Source organism: Chryseobacterium sp. 'Rf worker isolate 10', assembly GCF_050753305.1.
Lineage (GTDB): Bacteria > Bacteroidota > Bacteroidia > Flavobacteriales > Weeksellaceae > Chryseobacterium.
In genome coordinates this window covers 219,179-236,974 of the sequence record NZ_JBOZOF010000004.1, presented here as the reverse complement: position 1 = coordinate 236,974, position 17,796 = coordinate 219,179, and the positions used below count along the sequence as shown (strand labels likewise).

At 34.9% G+C, this 17,796-nt stretch carries 9 protein-coding genes and 1 pseudogene; 1 reads left to right on the top strand and 9 read right to left on the bottom strand.

What is annotated here, in order from left to right:
* Positions 1-894: 894 nt before the first annotated feature.
* Positions 895-1,020, top strand: a pseudogene (locus tag LKL37_RS19000) (XRE family transcriptional regulator); the annotation flags it as partial.
* Positions 1,021-1,134: 114 nt separating this feature from the next.
* Here LKL37_RS19000 and LKL37_RS18995 read toward each other — a convergent pair.
* From LKL37_RS18995 to LKL37_RS18955, 9 genes are all read right to left on the bottom strand, one after another.
* Complete coding sequence (locus LKL37_RS18995) at positions 1,135-1,488, bottom strand: hypothetical protein (protein ID WP_431612018.1); 354 nt, start codon at positions 1,486-1,488, stop codon at positions 1,135-1,137.
* Positions 1,488-1,991 carry a hypothetical protein gene (locus tag LKL37_RS18990; protein ID WP_431612017.1) on the bottom strand — a complete coding sequence of 168 codons (504 nt, stop codon included), beginning with the start codon at positions 1,989-1,991 and terminating at the stop codon, positions 1,488-1,490. The genes LKL37_RS18995 and LKL37_RS18990 overlap by 1 nt, the downstream gene beginning before the upstream one ends.
* 615 nt (positions 1,992-2,606) lie before the next feature.
* Complete coding sequence (locus tag LKL37_RS18985) at positions 2,607-3,242, bottom strand: hypothetical protein (RefSeq protein ID WP_431612016.1); 636 nt, start codon at positions 3,240-3,242, stop codon at positions 2,607-2,609.
* Entirely contained in the window at positions 3,232-3,696 is a 465-nt protein-coding gene (locus LKL37_RS18980; RefSeq protein WP_431612015.1) for a hypothetical protein, read from the bottom strand. Before LKL37_RS18980 ends, LKL37_RS18985 begins: the two co-directional genes overlap by 11 nt.
* Complete coding sequence (locus LKL37_RS18975) at positions 3,696-7,184, bottom strand: DUF6443 domain-containing protein (RefSeq protein ID WP_431612014.1); 3,489 nt, start codon at positions 7,182-7,184, stop codon at positions 3,696-3,698. The genes LKL37_RS18980 and LKL37_RS18975 overlap by 1 nt, the downstream gene beginning before the upstream one ends.
* Positions 7,185-7,190: 6 nt before the next feature.
* Entirely contained in the window at positions 7,191-11,327 is a 4,137-nt protein-coding gene (locus tag LKL37_RS18970) for a DUF5977 domain-containing protein (protein ID WP_431612013.1), read from the bottom strand.
* A 6-nt stretch (positions 11,328-11,333) separates the two neighbouring features.
* A complete protein-coding gene (locus tag LKL37_RS18965) occupies positions 11,334-12,899 on the bottom strand; it encodes a T9SS type A sorting domain-containing protein (RefSeq protein WP_431612012.1) in 1,566 nt (521 codons plus the stop codon).
* A 270-nt stretch (positions 12,900-13,169) separates the two neighbouring features.
* The gene (locus tag LKL37_RS18960; protein WP_431612011.1) at positions 13,170-14,627 is read right to left on the bottom strand and encodes a TolC family protein; all 1,458 of its coding nucleotides are present in this window, start codon (positions 14,625-14,627) and stop codon (positions 13,170-13,172) included.
* Positions 14,599-17,790: an efflux RND transporter permease subunit gene (locus LKL37_RS18955; protein ID WP_431612010.1), complete on the bottom strand. Its 3,192-nt coding sequence runs from the start codon at positions 17,788-17,790 to the stop codon at positions 14,599-14,601. Before LKL37_RS18955 ends, LKL37_RS18960 begins: the two co-directional genes overlap by 29 nt.
* Between the last annotated feature and the right edge of the window lie 6 nt (positions 17,791-17,796).

Genomic DNA, 17,796 nt, shown 5'->3' with positions numbered 1-17,796 from the left:
CCTTTCGTGTGGTCGAAAAACTATAAACAAATATATAAAATTGAATTCCTAAAACCCTTATCTTACATTTCTAACAATAACTCTTTATATATTTAGCCCGCGCACAAGATAATCTGTATAAGTATCACACGATACAATCGTGCGGGAGCGGGGGGAGACGCTCGTACCATTGGGGAATAATCTTTTATTAGCTAAACAATAAATTCACCACTTATTGTTGCAGACGTAAAGAATCTCAATATTATTTATGAAATTTATTAGAAAAAAGAAATAGTATCCAAAAAAGAAAACCAAAGATAAAATCAAATATTATATTAACTGATTTTAATTGATGAAACACTATAATACTATAAGTAATATCAATTGCTATGATAATTCCACAAAATATCAATAAATAAATTGCTCTTATAATTACTTTATTACTCATAATTACTTTCTATTTTGCATTTTGTTTTTTTCGCCCCGCTACCGCACGAATCCTTTCGTGTGGTTGAAAAACTATAGACCAATATATAAAATTGAATTCCTAAGAACCTTTATCTTATATTTCTAACAATAGCTCTTTATATATTTAACTAATACAAGATAATCTGTATAAGTACCAAAACGATACAATCGTGCGGGAGCGGGGGATTTTAGATAATAGTGTTAAGCTCTTATTATATTATAAACAATGAATATATGAAGCATAAAAGTAAAGAAAATTTATTATACAAGCTTGTATGACAATAATCTATATGAACAACCCTTGCAAATATGCAAGGGCTGTTATTTATTCTACCTTGGAAACCCAAAGATAGTTTATTTAATAAGCTTAAAGTCTGGAGAATTTTTGCTGCTGGGCAGACATGCCACACGATGCAATCGTGCGGTAGCGGGGGTAATTCTAAACCTACATTTAATATCAATCCTATTGAAGAAATCAAAAAACTTCACGAAGAAAAAATTGCGTTGTATGAACGTATGCTGAAAGAAAAGGATGAAATGATGAGCAGGCTGGAAAAGTTGCTTGAAAAGTAAGAGATAAAAGATAAAAACCACTGCTGAAGCAGTGGTTTTGTTTTGTTTGTGGACACGAGCGAGACGCTCGCGCCAGCAGGAGGAATATAGAATAATTTTCTTTAACCTCTTTTATTACTCAGATTTTACAAACATGTATTTTAAGATAGTTCCATCCTTTTTTTCCAATGTCAGTGTATCTTGAAAAGGTTTTTTTATAACTCTATCTCCTTTTTTAGCTATAAAAAGAAATATATTATTTTCATTAAGTTCACTTGTTAAAGGATAAAAGACAACTTCTTTATTCTTAAAATGTAATTTTACACCTCTGGAAAATTCATTCAAATTCAAAATGGTATCATTTATAGACATTTTATTAAACTGATTGAAATATTTTTTCCCCCTATCATCCATGTAATTTCCCCCGTAATAAAAGTAGAGTAATACTACAGATATAACTGCTAATAGAATTAGTATCTTTTTATTCATTATTTTTTATAAAAATCATGTATTAAATATGTATTTGAAACACCTGCTGAACCATTAAAAGGGACTGGTCCTAATGGAAGCCCTAAACCAAGATTTATTTGACCTCCAATTAAATATTTCCCTCCGCTCAATCTTGTTGCAGCTCCTGTCACTCCAATATTTCCACCAGCAGACAATGAACCAGACCCCCAAGCTGTAGGAATATCTCCATTTGTTGTATTGGTAACGAGCATACTTCGAGTAATTTCAGAAGCCTTTCCTGTATAATTAACATTTCCTACATTAAAAGTGGCATCAACATTATACCCTCCGCCTACAGATGGTGTTGTTGTAATTGCTGGATAAAAACTTGCTTCTGGGCCATGCAACACCCAATTTAACTCCCAACTGGTTCCTGCTCCTCCAGATGCAATTCCCGAAAAGCCAACACCAACATTAAGAAAATCACCAGTGAAACTTCTTATAAAATTACTATCCCATCCTCCTGACAGTTGTGAAGACATAGCAGAAGTTGTTCCTGATATAGCATCCCTAAACCAATTAGATAAACCGAGAAGTTCTGCTGACCCATTGCTATTAGCTGGTATATAAGAAGCCTGTCCATTAAATCCTAAATATGTTTTCCCTATGTCCCCGCTACCGCACGAATCCTTTCGTGTGGTTGAAAAACTATAGACCAATATATAAAATTGAATTCCTAAGAACCTTTATCTTATATTTCTAACAATAGCTCTTTATATATTTAACTAATACAAGATAATCTGTATAAGTACCAAAACGATACAATCGTGCGGGAGCGGGGGATTTTAGATAATAGTGTTAAGCTCTTATTATATTATAAACAATGAATATATGAAGCATAAAAGTAAAGAAAATTTATTATACAAGCTTGTATGACAATAATCTATATGAACAACCCTTGCAAATATGCAAGGGTTGTTATTTATTCTACCTTGGAAACCCAAAGATAGTTTATTTAATAAGCTTAAAGTCTGGAGACTTTTTGCTGCTGGGCAGACATGCCACACGATGCAATCGTGCGGTAGTGGGAATTTTTTAATCACTCTATCTTTATAAGGTTGTTTTATTTAGTAAAAGAATAATTAAATGTAATTCAACTAAAGTTTTTTTACTAATCCAAATTGAACTTGAGCATCCTCAATTTTTTCGTATAGATACTCATTTTTTTCAATCTTTAAAACTCTGATGATAAACTTTGGATTTTCATTCATCGTCTTCTCAGTTTTTTGATCTGCAATTATTTTATACTCACCATTTCCAAGCCAAATAATTTTCCCTGCATAAGTTTGATTTTCATTTTTCTCATATTGAATATTATTTCTACGTTCAAAAGTATAAATTAAATTCTCTTCACTTAAAATTTGTAAAGAAAATTTCCCTGACTTAAATTTTTCAATATTAAGTTTAGGGTTATAATCTATGCATTTTTCAGCATAAACTTTCTTGGCATTATTACTCCCATAATAAATTGCATCAATTAGAGTTTTGCAACCTTTTTCATTTTCTCCAATTACAATTTGAGAATGTCCCTTAAAATAAAAGGAAGACGCATCATTAGGGAATACTTTTAAATTTTTATCCAGATTTGAAATAGCAGCAGTGAAATCATTATTCTGAATATCCTTCATTGCTTTTTGCAAATAGTTCAAATCATTATTTTTATTTTGCGAAAAACAAAAAAACGGTAGAATTAATAAAATAATATTTTTCACCTTTTTAAATTTAATTTTCATTCCAACCTATGTGATTTTCTAAGGTAGATGGGTTAAATATTTTATTATACCCTACAGGTTTGTAAAAGGTTAATGTAATTATTAAATCTTTTTTCAAATTATTTGAATCGTTCTTTTTTTCTATAATAAATTGTACATATTTTAATTTGATTGAAGGAGCTAATCCTACTGTATCTTTAATTTTTATCTTTTTGAGTAAAATATCATTAGAATTTATTTTTTCATAATTATCATGCAAAAAATAAAATTCTCCTTGTATACCACCATCAAAAGATTCCTTTTCCTCGAAAAGATTCTTATACTCTTCAAGGTTATTTTCTTTTACAGCTTTCCAATAATTTTTTACAGTTTTTTTTATTTGGTCTTCATCTTTTTGCTTCTGATTGACACAATTATTAAAACTGAACAAAATTATAAGTATAAGTATTAGTTTAAAAATTTTTATTGTTTTCATTATTGTGGAATATTTCTAAGATTTTTTTCAATTTGTTTTTGTTTATCGTTTAGCATTTTTTTTATTTGATCTTGGCTTGGACGAATAGGTAATTTATTTGCTTTTAAAATAGTATTACCATTTTGAATAATCGATGAATTTGGCATTAAACCTTTAGTAGATAACGTACCATCATAAACATAGTTTATAACATCATTTCTTGTTTGTCTATTCATTTTAATACCACTATTATCAACAAGACCTATTGCTTGCCCCATGAATTTTGCATTTCCTTCGACCATATTAATATCTTTCGCTGCTTTTACATGGTCATCCGTACTTTTTATAGCAGCAGGTATATCCATAGCCATAAAAGCATTGTTCATCAATTCCTTTACACCATCTGCTACAGTAGCCAATTTCTCTTTAGCTTCAGCTAATCTATTTGAACCTGTTGTTTCAACTCCTTGTTCTCCCATGCTCTCCGTTTCCGCATTTTCCATTGTTGCGCCTTCAGGTTTCGATCCATTATAGTTATAAGAATTTAGCTTCAATCCTGTTTCCCCAGAACTTATTCTTGGTACTGTGGGATTATATCCATTTGTTGATAAACCAATATCTGCAGCTGTGAAAGATGGCCTTCCAAAACTGTCTCTCTGTGAAGCCGGAGCTTGTTTTACAATCATTTCATTTCCACGAATAGCAAAATATCCTGAATTATTTCTAAGCAATTCTAATCCTTCTAACTCAATACCCATCCCTATCATATTTTCCTGAAATGCATATGTGCTATTATGAGGAAACTTCTCCGCCAAAGGATCTATCCCAAAAAATCTACCTATAGTCGGATCATAATTTCTCCATCTGTAAGATACCCATCCTGTTTCCATTTGTTTTTCCTGTCCCTGTGAAGTATAGGTGTAATTCGGAGACATAGAGCCGCCAATATTCAAATCTCCGCCAAACTCTAGTCCGAAAGGATAGTAATCTGTTGTTCTGTCGATTACTGCATTTCCTGATGTATCTTTAAAGAACCCCAATCGAATATTTCCTACTTGATCCTTATACTGGTAAATATACTTATTTTTTACAAAGTCATAATATCCCTCTGAAGTTGGGAAGAATTGTAATGCTAGAACCGTTGTATTTTTTTTGGCTCCAGAGGCCTCATACTGGAAACCATCCAAATATTCTGTAATTTTTGTAGATAACTGTGTAATGGTTCCTAGTGGATTATAAGGAGCAAAATTATATATTTTTCTTAGTTTAATTCCGTCTGCACGATAAAGATAATTTGTGTTTTCATTGATATTTCCTGTTGCCCTTACAGATAATGCTTTATTAAACTTAATATAATTCGGAAGATTCAGGTAATTGTAATCAATCTGTAATATTCCTTTATCTACATGATCCGTCATATTTCCGTTGGTATCATAATGAATAAGTGTTCCTGAAGTATCGGGATAGCCAAAATAATTTCCCGAACTGTCCATAACTGCATCAAGTCTATTTCCTGTGTAGGAATAGCTGAGGTTGTCCATGAGCTGTGCTCCGATATATTCTGCATTTCTGTTTCTTTGTAAAGAGGTAATATTCCCATTCAGGTCATAGCTCAAAGATTCATTATAATAATTATTTTGAGGGATGGAAGCATTCGGCTCAGAATAAATTCCACTTTTCAACCTGTCTAATGCATCATATTGGTAAGAATATCTTCTTAAAATACCATCACCTGAAGCCATCCAGTCTATCTCAGCAATATTTCCGTTGTATTTTCCGGTAGCTAATGAGCTATTAACAGGGTTGATATACTTTATTTCGTAACCAAACAATTTACCTGCTAAGTTAGCAGGATTGTTGATCTTAGTGAGCCAACCCCTAATATTATACGAGTAATCAATACTTTGCAAATTATTTCCAACCTTTTTATTTTTCAGTTGTGAAAGCTCATTGTACTCATTCTGTACCAGAATTTCTACCGGATTACTGTCCACCTGATGTTTATGTACCAATAACCTGTTCTCATTATCATATTCAAAAGTTTCCGCAATGACTTTCTCAGTATCGGTATTGAGTCTTTTATGATAAGTTTTGGTCTGTTTGGGCATTCCTGCAAAATCCAACTTGGATTCTGTTTTAGTATATCCACCTAAATAATTAATCGAATAAGAACCTATTCCCCTTCCTTTGGTATCATAATAGGTGTAGTTCTTCGTCCAGTTATCATCTTCAATATTCTTTACAAAACTCATTACCGGCAATCCTTTGGTACTTCTTTCTGTATTTGCAGGATTGTCTGTAAGGGTGTTTTCCCCTAAAATAACAGAAGGAAAAGCAGGATTGAAACTATACGATGGATAAGAGTCGTAATAGTTTACTGATAATAACTTTACCCAATTGACATTAGGATAAGTGCTATTGGGATCATAATACACATCCATTCCCTCTCTGTTAAAGAAAACGAAATTTGTTCTTTTTACATTGTTACCTGCAAAACTATCTGCCAGAGCCTGTTCAGTATTTCTTGAAGACCCTGTTGCAATCCCTGTAAAAGCTACTCTTCCAAACTGATCATACTTGGTATACAGCCACTGGTTCTGCTCTCTTAATTTCGCATCCTGAATGGCTACCAATCGATCTTGCTTATCATAAACCATATACTCCCATCCTTTACCGGGAAGCTTTTTTTCTACCAACCTTCCCTTTCCATCATAACGATACTGATAAGCCAAGGCATCATGCTCCGACATTCCCCAACTGGCTAACTTTGATAAAAGTGGAGGAAGAACAAAAGCCAGCTGATCATACTCATTGTAAACATAATAAGTATCCGCATTTTCAGTAGTACTAATCACTTTTCTGACCAATAAAACCTGTCCTTTACCATTTTTAAACTCTATGGTTTTATTTTCGTCTTCATCCGTTACCGTATTTTTATAGAGTTGGGATCCTGCGTACATTCCATTATTACTGATCGCTGATAAAGTAGCTTCATTAGCCCAGCTGGTAGAGGTCGCAAATTTTCTTACATTGTCTGCTGTTGTATTGGTCTCATATCCGAATTTAACAGTCTTGGTATTCCAGTCATTGCCTACCTGAATCTGCTGCTGAATCCTGTCTAAAGGGGAATTCTCTAGAACCTTTTCAGAATAAATCTTCTCAGTACCATAAGGTGTACTTCCTAGATTACTTAAGGGATCTGGAGTAATGGCTCCGTTCAGCGTTCCTCCTTGAGGAACAAGAAGATAATCCTGAACCTGTCTTCCGAACTGATCATATTTAATAGGAGTTACCACATCTTTTCCTAATGGAGATGCTTTTACATTAACAATTTGTTTTGGTCTTCCCAAACCGTCAAAATACTGAACGGTTTCTGAAGATTTTGTAGCTGAGGTTCCATTATAGTCAAGGTATTTTTTGGAATAAACATAATTTTCCGAGGAACTTAATTGTGCATGTACCACTCCTGATAAAAGGAGAGTACCAATGGGGATGAGTATTTTTTTCATGATTTGTTATTTTTGATATTGGAATTGTAAAATAATTGGATTGGTTGACGAGCCATCTACAGTTCCTGAAATTAATCTTAAAGTACAAGTACCTGAAGTATCTATAAAAATTTTCCACTGACGGTTAAAGTTTGGCTCAGAATAAGTAATTTCTTTATTAACTGTAGGTTTGCAATCCCCTTCAATTGTTCCTATGTTAACCCCATTCGCCCAGTTCTGCCATATTCCATACGCAGAAAAAGAAACATTGAAACTAACATTATTATTTATCGTTGAAGTATTATTATATTTAAACTGAGAATTTGCCGTAACGGATGAAAATGTAAACGGACAAGATACTGATGACATGCAAGTTCCGTTTTGGTTTGCTATATTTTGACCATTCATGTTAATATCATCTAAAGCTTTCTGATCTGCAGCTAATTGACTTACATCGGAAGAATATGATCCCGCCGGAACTGTATATATATAAGAACTACCAATAGAATTTCCTGTACAATTTGTTCTTGTAAATGTCTTACTTTGTACCGTATTGGAATAAATTATAGAATTTGTCGTCCCATAGTGGTATTTAAATTCTTTAACTATTTTATTATTAGCATCTACAATTTTCTCTAATCTATTGGTTGTATCATACTTGTAGTATTCCCTAACTCCTGAAGACGGAGTGACACTTGTTACGCCAATTAGAGGATCATGTGTATAAGTGGTAATTTGATAATTAATTAGATTAGTATTTTTTCTTAAATTGTCTTCTGCACTTAATAAAACTTCTTCTTTAGTAGGGTTCAATGCATCATAATCAGATGTTGCAATAATATCATTAACGTACATAGCAATATCATTATATTGTGCACCTTCAATTTTTGCTATTGGCAGGCTAAAATTATATCCCCAAATAACAGATACCGGAGATCCTTCTTTTGTTGTATACTGAATAATATTTCCTTTTTCATCATATTTATCCACTTTCATCTCTGTCAAAGATGTATTGCTTGCTAAATCATAAGACATTACAGATTTTGGCACTACAAAATTACCTGTTTGAGAATCTGGTATTGAAGTAGGATAAACAGTTTCTATTTTTGATAAAGTTTTGGTTATTCCATTGTCAGTTTTGGTTACAATAGTTTCTAATGGAATTTCAACCATATTTTTATTAACCATCAGCTGATTTCCTTTTTCTACAGCATAATTATAGGTGGTTTCGTTTATTGATTTATCAGGGTTAGTAATTTTCTGAATACTCGGCTGATATCTATTATTATACGTAGTTAAAGTTTTTGTTTCGACAAAGGTGTTTGATCCTGCAGGAAAGTATTCTTTCGTAGTTGTAGATTCTAATAAAGATTTCCACAAATTAATTGAGTAATTGAAAAAAAGCCCTGCAAACGAGTTATAAATAATTCCTTGATCAGGATAACTTATGTGTTGTCCCGTACCTTTTAAAAAGTTACTTATTGGCTCAATAACTGTTCCAGGCAAAACATAAGTATTCAAACCATCCTGGTTATTTTGCTTATAATTATATATGACTTCATTTATTAGATTATTATTACTATCATAGTTACTTTGTTTTAAAAGGTCACCATCACCAATAAGTAATGACTCTCCTTTTGCTCCCATCAACAGACAAGATTGATTGTAATCACTCTTAAAATAGCTTTCTTTTTTTCCTCTACCCACAGTTTGCTCTATTACTTTTGAGTAACCCACATATTTACCTTGGGGCAATGTTGAAGTCCCTTGGTTTGGTAGACCTTCATAAATGGACATTTTGAAAGGAGTTTTAGCTGGTTCAAGATTCATATAACATCCTGGATTGGAATAAATAGATTCATTATTACTTGTTGCATCTCTATAGAAACACCTATTTTCTATTTCAAAAAACTTTGGAAGCTCCGCTAATTTTCCATTAGAAGTAATTTTAGTTCCATTATCTGAAACTTCATCATAGATATAGTTTTTGACAATTGGATTTGCCCCCGCTTTTTCAGTTGTTTTAATATTTTTAATTCTAGCTCCTGCGCCGGAGCTGTAATTATATTCAATCCCGTTAATAATGCTTTTTTCATTAACATACTTTACCTTATATGTATTATCAATAGCATTGCTGCCTCCTGAAACCTGTATATTTGCCACAGTAAAATCATTATTATAAGACATTCCAACTTCATACGTATCAGATTGTAAAATTACATTATCGGAGACAAGAGTAGTCTGATAGGAACCTATATTTGGATTATATATTTTTTTTACAATTGCTCCTGTTGATTTATTTTTTACATATGTCCAAAAAGATTTCTTTACATCATCACTTACAGAAGACAGAAAATTAAAACCAAAATGAGAAAAAATATTGACCTTAATATTATTGCCTATAACATTAAATTCTATTGGGTTACCTGTATTAACAATATTTCCACTAATAGTATTAATAGTATGACTTCCTCCTGCTTCTTTGCTTGTATTGTCATTAATTAATGACTGCATAGGAAAATTAGAAAATGTGTTTGGCTCATATTCATATTCGGTCTTACCACCTGTAGGATAATTAATAGCGGTCAACATTCCTGCTAAAGAATATAAAGAAGTCCTTCTATCCGAAAGATAATGTTTACCATCCGGTGAAAAGTTATAATAAATTTGGGAGCCTCCATTATTTGGATTAAACGTTGGAGATGCAAAGGATTCATTATACCAGTAATTTGAATCATCTTTATTAAAAGATGTAACATTGTATACCGTTTCTCCTTTTATATATTTTTCGGGATTAGGGATAAATGTATCACTATTATTTTGTCCGTTGTAATACCCCCAAAAGTCCGAAGAATAACTTAATTTGTTTGGTAAATTATAGCTAGAGTTATATTCAAAAGAGTATTTTTCATTTTTTACAGATTCTGTTACACTTACTAACTTTAATCGATGCGTAAATATATTATTACTAGAGGCCCCTAACCAGGCTGCTAATTGGCTTGTATTCAAATTATCAGTCGCAACAAAATAATCGTAATTGAAATCATATTGCTTGATAAGCTTATAATTATTGTAAATTTTAATTGAAGACAATTTTTTAGAATTATAAATATCATCTCTTGCTGTCCAGATAAATTCAACTTTCCCGTTAGTAAATTCTATTTTTTCTAAATAGCTTTCATCAGTAAGTTGTTTAGAACAATCCGTTAATCCATTCTCTTTATCATACCCCAAATTTTGATTGGGTCCCGACAGATATGAAAAATCAGTCCGTGTATTTTTACAACCTGACAATCTAGCATTTCGGACGCTATTGGAATTATAGAAATTAACTGTATGCCCTTTCGTATCTTCAATTTTGGAAAGTATTCTCGAAAGTCCTGATATGGTATTCCAACCCGTTTCACGTGTTGTTATTTCTCCTTTATCAAAATAATAATTTAGCCCTCTTTCATCAGTTACCTGAAAAGTATAACTCCCTCCTGAATTTGCTGCTCCAATCAACTTAAAATTGATGTTCTCTTGTCCAGATATTAAAAACTTAATGGCTCCATTGGGCTTTATTGTCTTTGCCATATCAAGGTAAGCCTTATAATTTTTTTGAGGAAGGTTAATTAAGAAAAGATCCGGCTGAAAATCAAATCCCTCATATATTGTTGATGTTGATTGTGCGGAATTATCTATTTTCATGAACCAGTCCGTATAAAAGGCTCCATTATAAGTAGCTGTGTTCCAAGGAAGCTGTGGGCATCCTGATATTCCACCGTATTGTGTATATACCGTTTTTGGATAAACATTATAATATCCATATAGATTAAAATCATTAACTCCTGCCATAATATGGGAAACTCTTCCCCCTGCATTAAGCGACCATCCTAACCCTACCGAAGAAGCTTCATCTGTCACTTTAATTCCTCCTGCATGATATGATATTGATATAGGAACTTCTATATCTCCTTCCTTAATTGTATAAATTGGGATATCGATATTGGGTACTCCTGTATAAAGGGAGACCGGTGTTTCTGTATACCTAAATAGTGCTGCCGCATCAGGAGATTTCGGAGCAATGCTATTTACGGAATTTTGAATTAAATTACCAGAAGGTGCCTGGCTATAGATTGTTACCGTAACCAGACTGAATAACATTATTAATTTTTTTCTCATTATGTTTTATTTCTTGATTAATTTGGCACTTGCCGTTTTATTGGTATCAGTTTTTATGGTCACCAGATAAGCTCCCTGAACTAAAGCCTGGGTATTGATTTTGGTGACTTTATTTTTGGTTGTAAGGTTTTGAAGCTGTCTTCCCGACATATCATACAACAGGATATTAGCATCTTTGAAATCATATCCTATTTCTACATACGCGTAATCTGAGACAGGGTTCGGATAGATCTTGATATCATACTTTTCAATCAAATCATTAACCTGTTTGTCTCCTAACTTTACAATCTTCCAGTTCTCTTTCCCCAGTTCTTCTGCACTGGTTCCGGCCAAAATAATGGAACCATCCCTATTCAGCTTTAAATCTGAAAGTCTTTCCTCCTTTTGTCTGGATTCTCCTTTCACATGTTTTCTCCACTGTTCATTCCCATTCTGATCCAAATACAGCATCCAAAAAACCTCATCGTCTTTCTCAATTCTTCCTTCAGCTTGGGTGTAGCCTCCTAAAAGAATTCCTTTGGAAGATTTGTCATCTGCAGAATGTAGAACGCTCATTCCCATCAAAATATCACGATTCTTAAAACTATAGGACTTCTGCCACTGTTCATCACCTCTTTCATTTAAAGAAATCAACCAAAGATCTGTTCCTTCCTGGGTTCCAACCGTTTTGTTTCCGGATCTTTCCGATCTGGATTCTCCGCCTATTATATATCCTGATGAGGTCAAGGCTAAGGTTCTTAAATGGTCATCATCTTTGCCTCCAAAGTTCTTTTCCCATTCTACTTTTCCGGTTTTGTCCAATTTGATAATCCAGTAGTCACCTTCGCCATAATTTTCCGTTTTCTTGGTTCCGCTGGCATGGCTACGTGAGTAAATTCCAAGTAAAGCACCTCCATCTTTTGTAGGAATCATCTTTTCTACCTCATCTAAACCTTTTCCGCCTAGAATAATTTGGGATAATTCTTTTCCGTCTTTGTCTAATCTAATGATCAGAACATCTTTTGAACCATAACCCTTAGAATCCTGAGCTTGTCGAAGGGCTGTAACATTGCCAGCTACAACAAATCCCTGATCTGTAGTCTGAATCACAGCTCTGGCTTCTTCATCCGCCACAGTTCCTAACGTTTTCTGCCACAATTCATCCCCGAATTCATTAATACGGATAAGCCAGATATCTGATCCTCCTTTGGAATCTTCTTTTTTATCAAGACCTGTTCCAGAATAAGAGGTTCCTGCTAAAAGAAAACCTCCATCTTGTGTAGTAACGGTTGCTGATAAATAATCATGATTCTGTCCTGAGAAGTATTTTTCCCAGACTTCTTCTCCCTGCTGATTCAGTTTTACCAGGTGAAAATCGTAACCGTTGTTTTGCTTTTGGCCGCTGGCCGCTGGCGATTGGTTTTTAGATTGTATAGAACTTCCTGTAATCAGATATTGTTGGTCAATAGTTGTGATAACCTGACTTAGAAAATCCTGGGTAGAGGATTTGATGTCTTTCTGCCACATCACTTCCTGAGCAGATAAGCCCAAGACTGCGCATATGGAAAATGCACTGAGATAAAGTTTTTTCATTCTGTGTTGTTATTTGAGTTTATAACGATTTTTAAAATTCCGCGAATTTAACTTTTATTAACACATCAGAAAATACAACCCTATCATTTAACATAAGTCATACTATTAATAATGAAATCTTATTTATGATATAGTAAAATTTATCTTATTTTAATGCAAAATTATCACAGTATAGAGACAAAACCAGTCGTATTAAAAATAAAAAAGGGCCAACTCTAAAAGAATTGACCCCCAAAAACATTAACTGTTTATTGATAGAATTATGATGTTTTATTTCCAGCCTCCACCTAAACTTTTATAGATGTCGACTACTGTGCTGAGCTGTTTTTGTTTTGCCTCGATAAGCTCCATTTTAGCATCCAGTGCATCTCTCTGGTTCAAAAGAACTTCAAGATAATCTGCTCTCGAATTACGGAACAATTGATTGGCAATATCAATAGACTGATCCAGGGCTTTGGTTTCCTGTGATTTCAATTGATAGTACTGATCTATATTTTTAACCTTTGACATTAAATTGGCAACATCCAGGTAAGCATTCAATATGGTTTTGTCATATTCATACAATGCCTGAACCTGTTTCGCATCTGCTGTCTGGAAATTAGCTTTTATCGCGCTCTTATTAATCAGCGGACCTGCCAGTTCACCTGCCAGATTGTAAGCAATGGATTCCGGCATTTTAACAAGATAGGAAGGTTTGAAAGCCTCCAGACCTAATGTTGCAGAAATCTCCAAAGAAGGATAGAATTCTTTTCTTGCAGCTTCTACATCCAGTTTTGAAGCTTTTAACTCCAATTCTGCCTGCTTAATGTCAGGACGATTGGCCAATAACTGTGACGGAATTCCGGTATACACTGTCGGAGGAATCGTAGACATAAAGTTTTCCTTTGTTCTCACAATTGGCTGTGGATATCTTCCCAGCAAAGCATTAATTTGATTTTCCTTCTCTGTGATCTGCTGACGGATTGTATATTCTGCCGCTTTGGATTTCGCTAATTCTGCTTCAAATTTTTTCACTGCCAGTTCTGTTGCAGCAGCAGCTTCTTTCTGAATTTTGGAAATTTCCAACGCTCTCTGCTGAAGCTTGATATACTGTTGTATAATATCCAACTGATTATCCAGGGCCAATAATTCATAATAGTTATCAGCAACTTCTTCAATAAGATTAGACAAAACAAAATTCTTTCCTTCCACTGTAGAAAGATAGTGGGCAACTGCAGATTCTTTTTCTGTTCTGAGTTTTTTCCAGATATCAATCTCCCAGCTTGCATTTAATCCCGCTCCAAAATTTCCAAGCGGATCCGGCATTTCTTTTCCTGGTTCAATCTCTGTGGTAGCATCACCAGCTCCTTCGCTGGTGTAACGACCAGATTTTTTCAATCCAGCTCCTATCCCTGCAGAAACAGTGGGAGTTAATCTTCCTTTTTTGGCTAAAACACCACTTTTTGCAATTTCAATCTCCTGAAGAGTGATCAACAGCTCCTGATTATTTTTTAACGCTGTTTCAATTAAAGTTACCAGGTTTGGATCTGTAAAGAACTGTCTCCAGGGAGTTGTTCCACTGTTATTGCTCGCATCCTGCTGTTCTTCCTGATTAAAGTTCTGAGGAATATTTTCTTTTACCTCGTCTTTTATGACAGTCGCCATTGGCGCCTTACAGCTTGCAAGTACAAGCGATAAGGCAATGGCTGTGATTATATTTTTAGTCTTCGAATTTTCCATCATGTTCATAAGGTTCAGTTTGTTCTGTTAAAGGATTCTCCTCTTCATATTTGGCCAGTCTCGACTTATCTGCAATTGTTCCGAAGATATAATACAATCCTGGGATAATCATCAATCCGAAAATGGTTCCAATCAACATTCCTCCTGCTGCTGCAGTACCAATCGTTCTGTTACCAATAGCTCCAGGTCCTGTTGCGATAACCAATGGAATCAATCCCGCAACGAATGCAAACGATGTCATTAGAATCGGACGGAAACGAATGGCTGCTCCTTCAATGGCTGCTTTTGCTACAGGAATTCCTTCTTCAGCTTTCTTCTGTACGGCAAATTCAACAATTAACACGGCATTTTTACCTAAAAGTCCGATAAGCATGACCATCGCCACCTGTGCGTAGATATTGTTTTCCAATCCTAAAAGTTTTAAACATAAAAAGGCTCCGAAAATACCTGTTGGCAAAGATAAGATTACCGGTAACGGAAGAATAAAGCTTTCATACTGTGCAGAAAGGATTAAATAAACAAATCCTAAACACACCAGGAAGATAAATACAGCTTCATTTCCCCGGCTTACTTCATCTTTGGAAATCCCTGCCCAGTCGATACCAAATCCTCTCGGAAGTGTTTTATCTGCAACTTCCTGAATCGCCTGGATCGCCTGTCCACTACTATATCCCGGTGCCGGAGTTCCACTCACCTCTGCAGAGTTATACATGTTATGTCTTGTAATCTCTGATAATCCGTAAACCTTTTCCAACCTCATAAAATCTGAGTATGGAACCATCTGATCTTTGTCATTTTTCACATACAATTTCAATAGATCTGTTGGTAAGGCACGGTATTGAGGACCAGCCTGAACAATTACTTTATAAGGTCTGTCGAAACGGATGAAACTCGTTTCGTAGTTGGATCCGATCAGCGTAGATAGGTTATCCATCGCTTTTTCAATCGTCACTCCTTTCTGTTCTGCAAGATCATTATCAATCTTAAGCATATATTGTGGGAAACTGGCAGAATAGAATGTAAATGCCGACCCCAGCTCCGGACGCTTCTTAAGCTCCTTCACAAAATCGTTACTTACCTGCTCCATTTTATGATAGTCTCCACTTCCTGCTTTATCCAGCAAACGAAGTTCAAAACCTCCTGCTGCTCCATATCCCGGAACGGATGGCGGCTGGAAAAATTCGATATTGGCTCCCGGAATATTTTTAGCTTTTTCTTCCAGCTTTTCTATAATCTCTGTGGCAGATTCTTTACGTTCTTCCCAGCTTTTAAGGTTGATCAGACAGGTTCCTGAGTTGGATCCGGTTCCTTCTGTCAGAATCTCATATCCAGCAAGGGATGAAACAGACTGCACACCATCAATGTCTTCAGATTCTCTCAAAAGTTCTTTGGCAATCTGATTGGTTCTTTCCAATGTAGATCCTGGAGGTGTCTGAATAATGGCATAGATCATCCCCTGATCTTCTGCCGGAATAAACCCTGAAGGCAGAGAGTTACTCAGGAAGAATGTACAGGCACAGAATGCTAATAGTAACGGTAACGTAATTGTTTTTTTCGTTACTGTTTTATTCAGCATCTTTTCATATCTCCCTGCTCCTTTTGTAAATACATTATTGAATTTATCAAGGAAAATGGTAATCGGAGTTTTCTTTTTAGCTTTTCCATGATTATTTTTCAAGATCAAAGCACACAATGCCGGTGTCAACGTAAGAGCCACAACCCCTGATAAGATAATGGACGAAGCCATTGTAATAGAGAACTGACGGTAAAATACCCCAACCGGTCCGGACATAAATGCAATCGGAATGAATACAGATGCCATTACCAGCGTAATAGCAATAATTGCTCCACTGATCTCATGCATTGCTTCTTCTGTTGCCTTTAACGGAGAAAGATGTTTTTCTTCCATTTTGGCATGAACGGCTTCAATTACTACAATCGCGTCATCTACCACAACCCCGATCGCCATTACTAAGGCAAAGAGGGAAATCATATTCAGGGTAATTCCAAAGGCTGACATTACAGCGAATGTTCCTACCAATGAAACCGGAACGGCCAAGGCTGGAATCAAAGTTGAACGCCAGTCTCCAAGGAATAAGAATACTACGATGGCCACCAAAACGAAAGCCTCAAATAAAGTATGGATTACTTTTTCCATGGATGCATCAAGGAATCTTGAAACGTCATAACTGATGTCATAATGCATTCCTTTAGGGAAATTATTCTTTTCAAGATCTTTCATCAATGCTTTTACGTTTTTGATAACGTCACTTGCATTAGATCCATAGGATTGCTTTACAGTAATTGCGGCAGAAGGTTTCCCGTTCAATGTAGAATAAATATCATACATGGAGCTACCGAATTCTATATCAGCTACATCTTTTAATCTTACCGATTCTCCATCCGGCTTTGCTTTTAAAATGATATTTCCGTAATCTTTTTCGTTGTTGAAACGACCCGAATATTTTAAGATGTATTCAAATGACTGAGAGCGTTTTCCGGAGCTTTCACCCGTTTTACCCGGAGATGCTTCCAAACTTTGCTCATTCAGAGATTCCATTACTTCATCAGCTGAAATATTATAAGCTGTTAATCTATCCGGTTTTAGCCAGATACGCATGGCATATTCACGGGTTCCCAGGATATCTGCAAAACCAACACCACTTACCCTTCTCAATTCAGACATCACGTTGATATCTGCATAGTTGAAGAGGAATTTCTGGTCAGCTTTAGGATCATCACTATACAGGTTAATGTACATCAACATGTTGGGTTCCTCACGCGTGATCTTTACCCCTTCACGTACTACAAGGGGCGGCAGCTTATTCACTACCGAAGATACACGGTTCTGAACGTTTACTGCAGCTACGTTTGGATCTGTCCCCAGATCAAATACAAGCTGAATGGAAGCTTCCCCATCATTACCTGCATCTGAGGTCATATATTTCATACCCGGAACTCCATTTAATCCTCTTTCCAAAGGGATTACTACGGATTTAATCAACAATTCGTTGTTAGCTCCAGGATATTCTGCGGTAATATTTACTTTAGGCGGAGAAATGGACGGGAACTGCGTTACGGGTAGTTTTACCAATGACAATACTCCCATAAATACAATAATCAATGAGATTACTATAGACAGAACAGGTCTGCGAATGAATTTTTTAAACATACTACT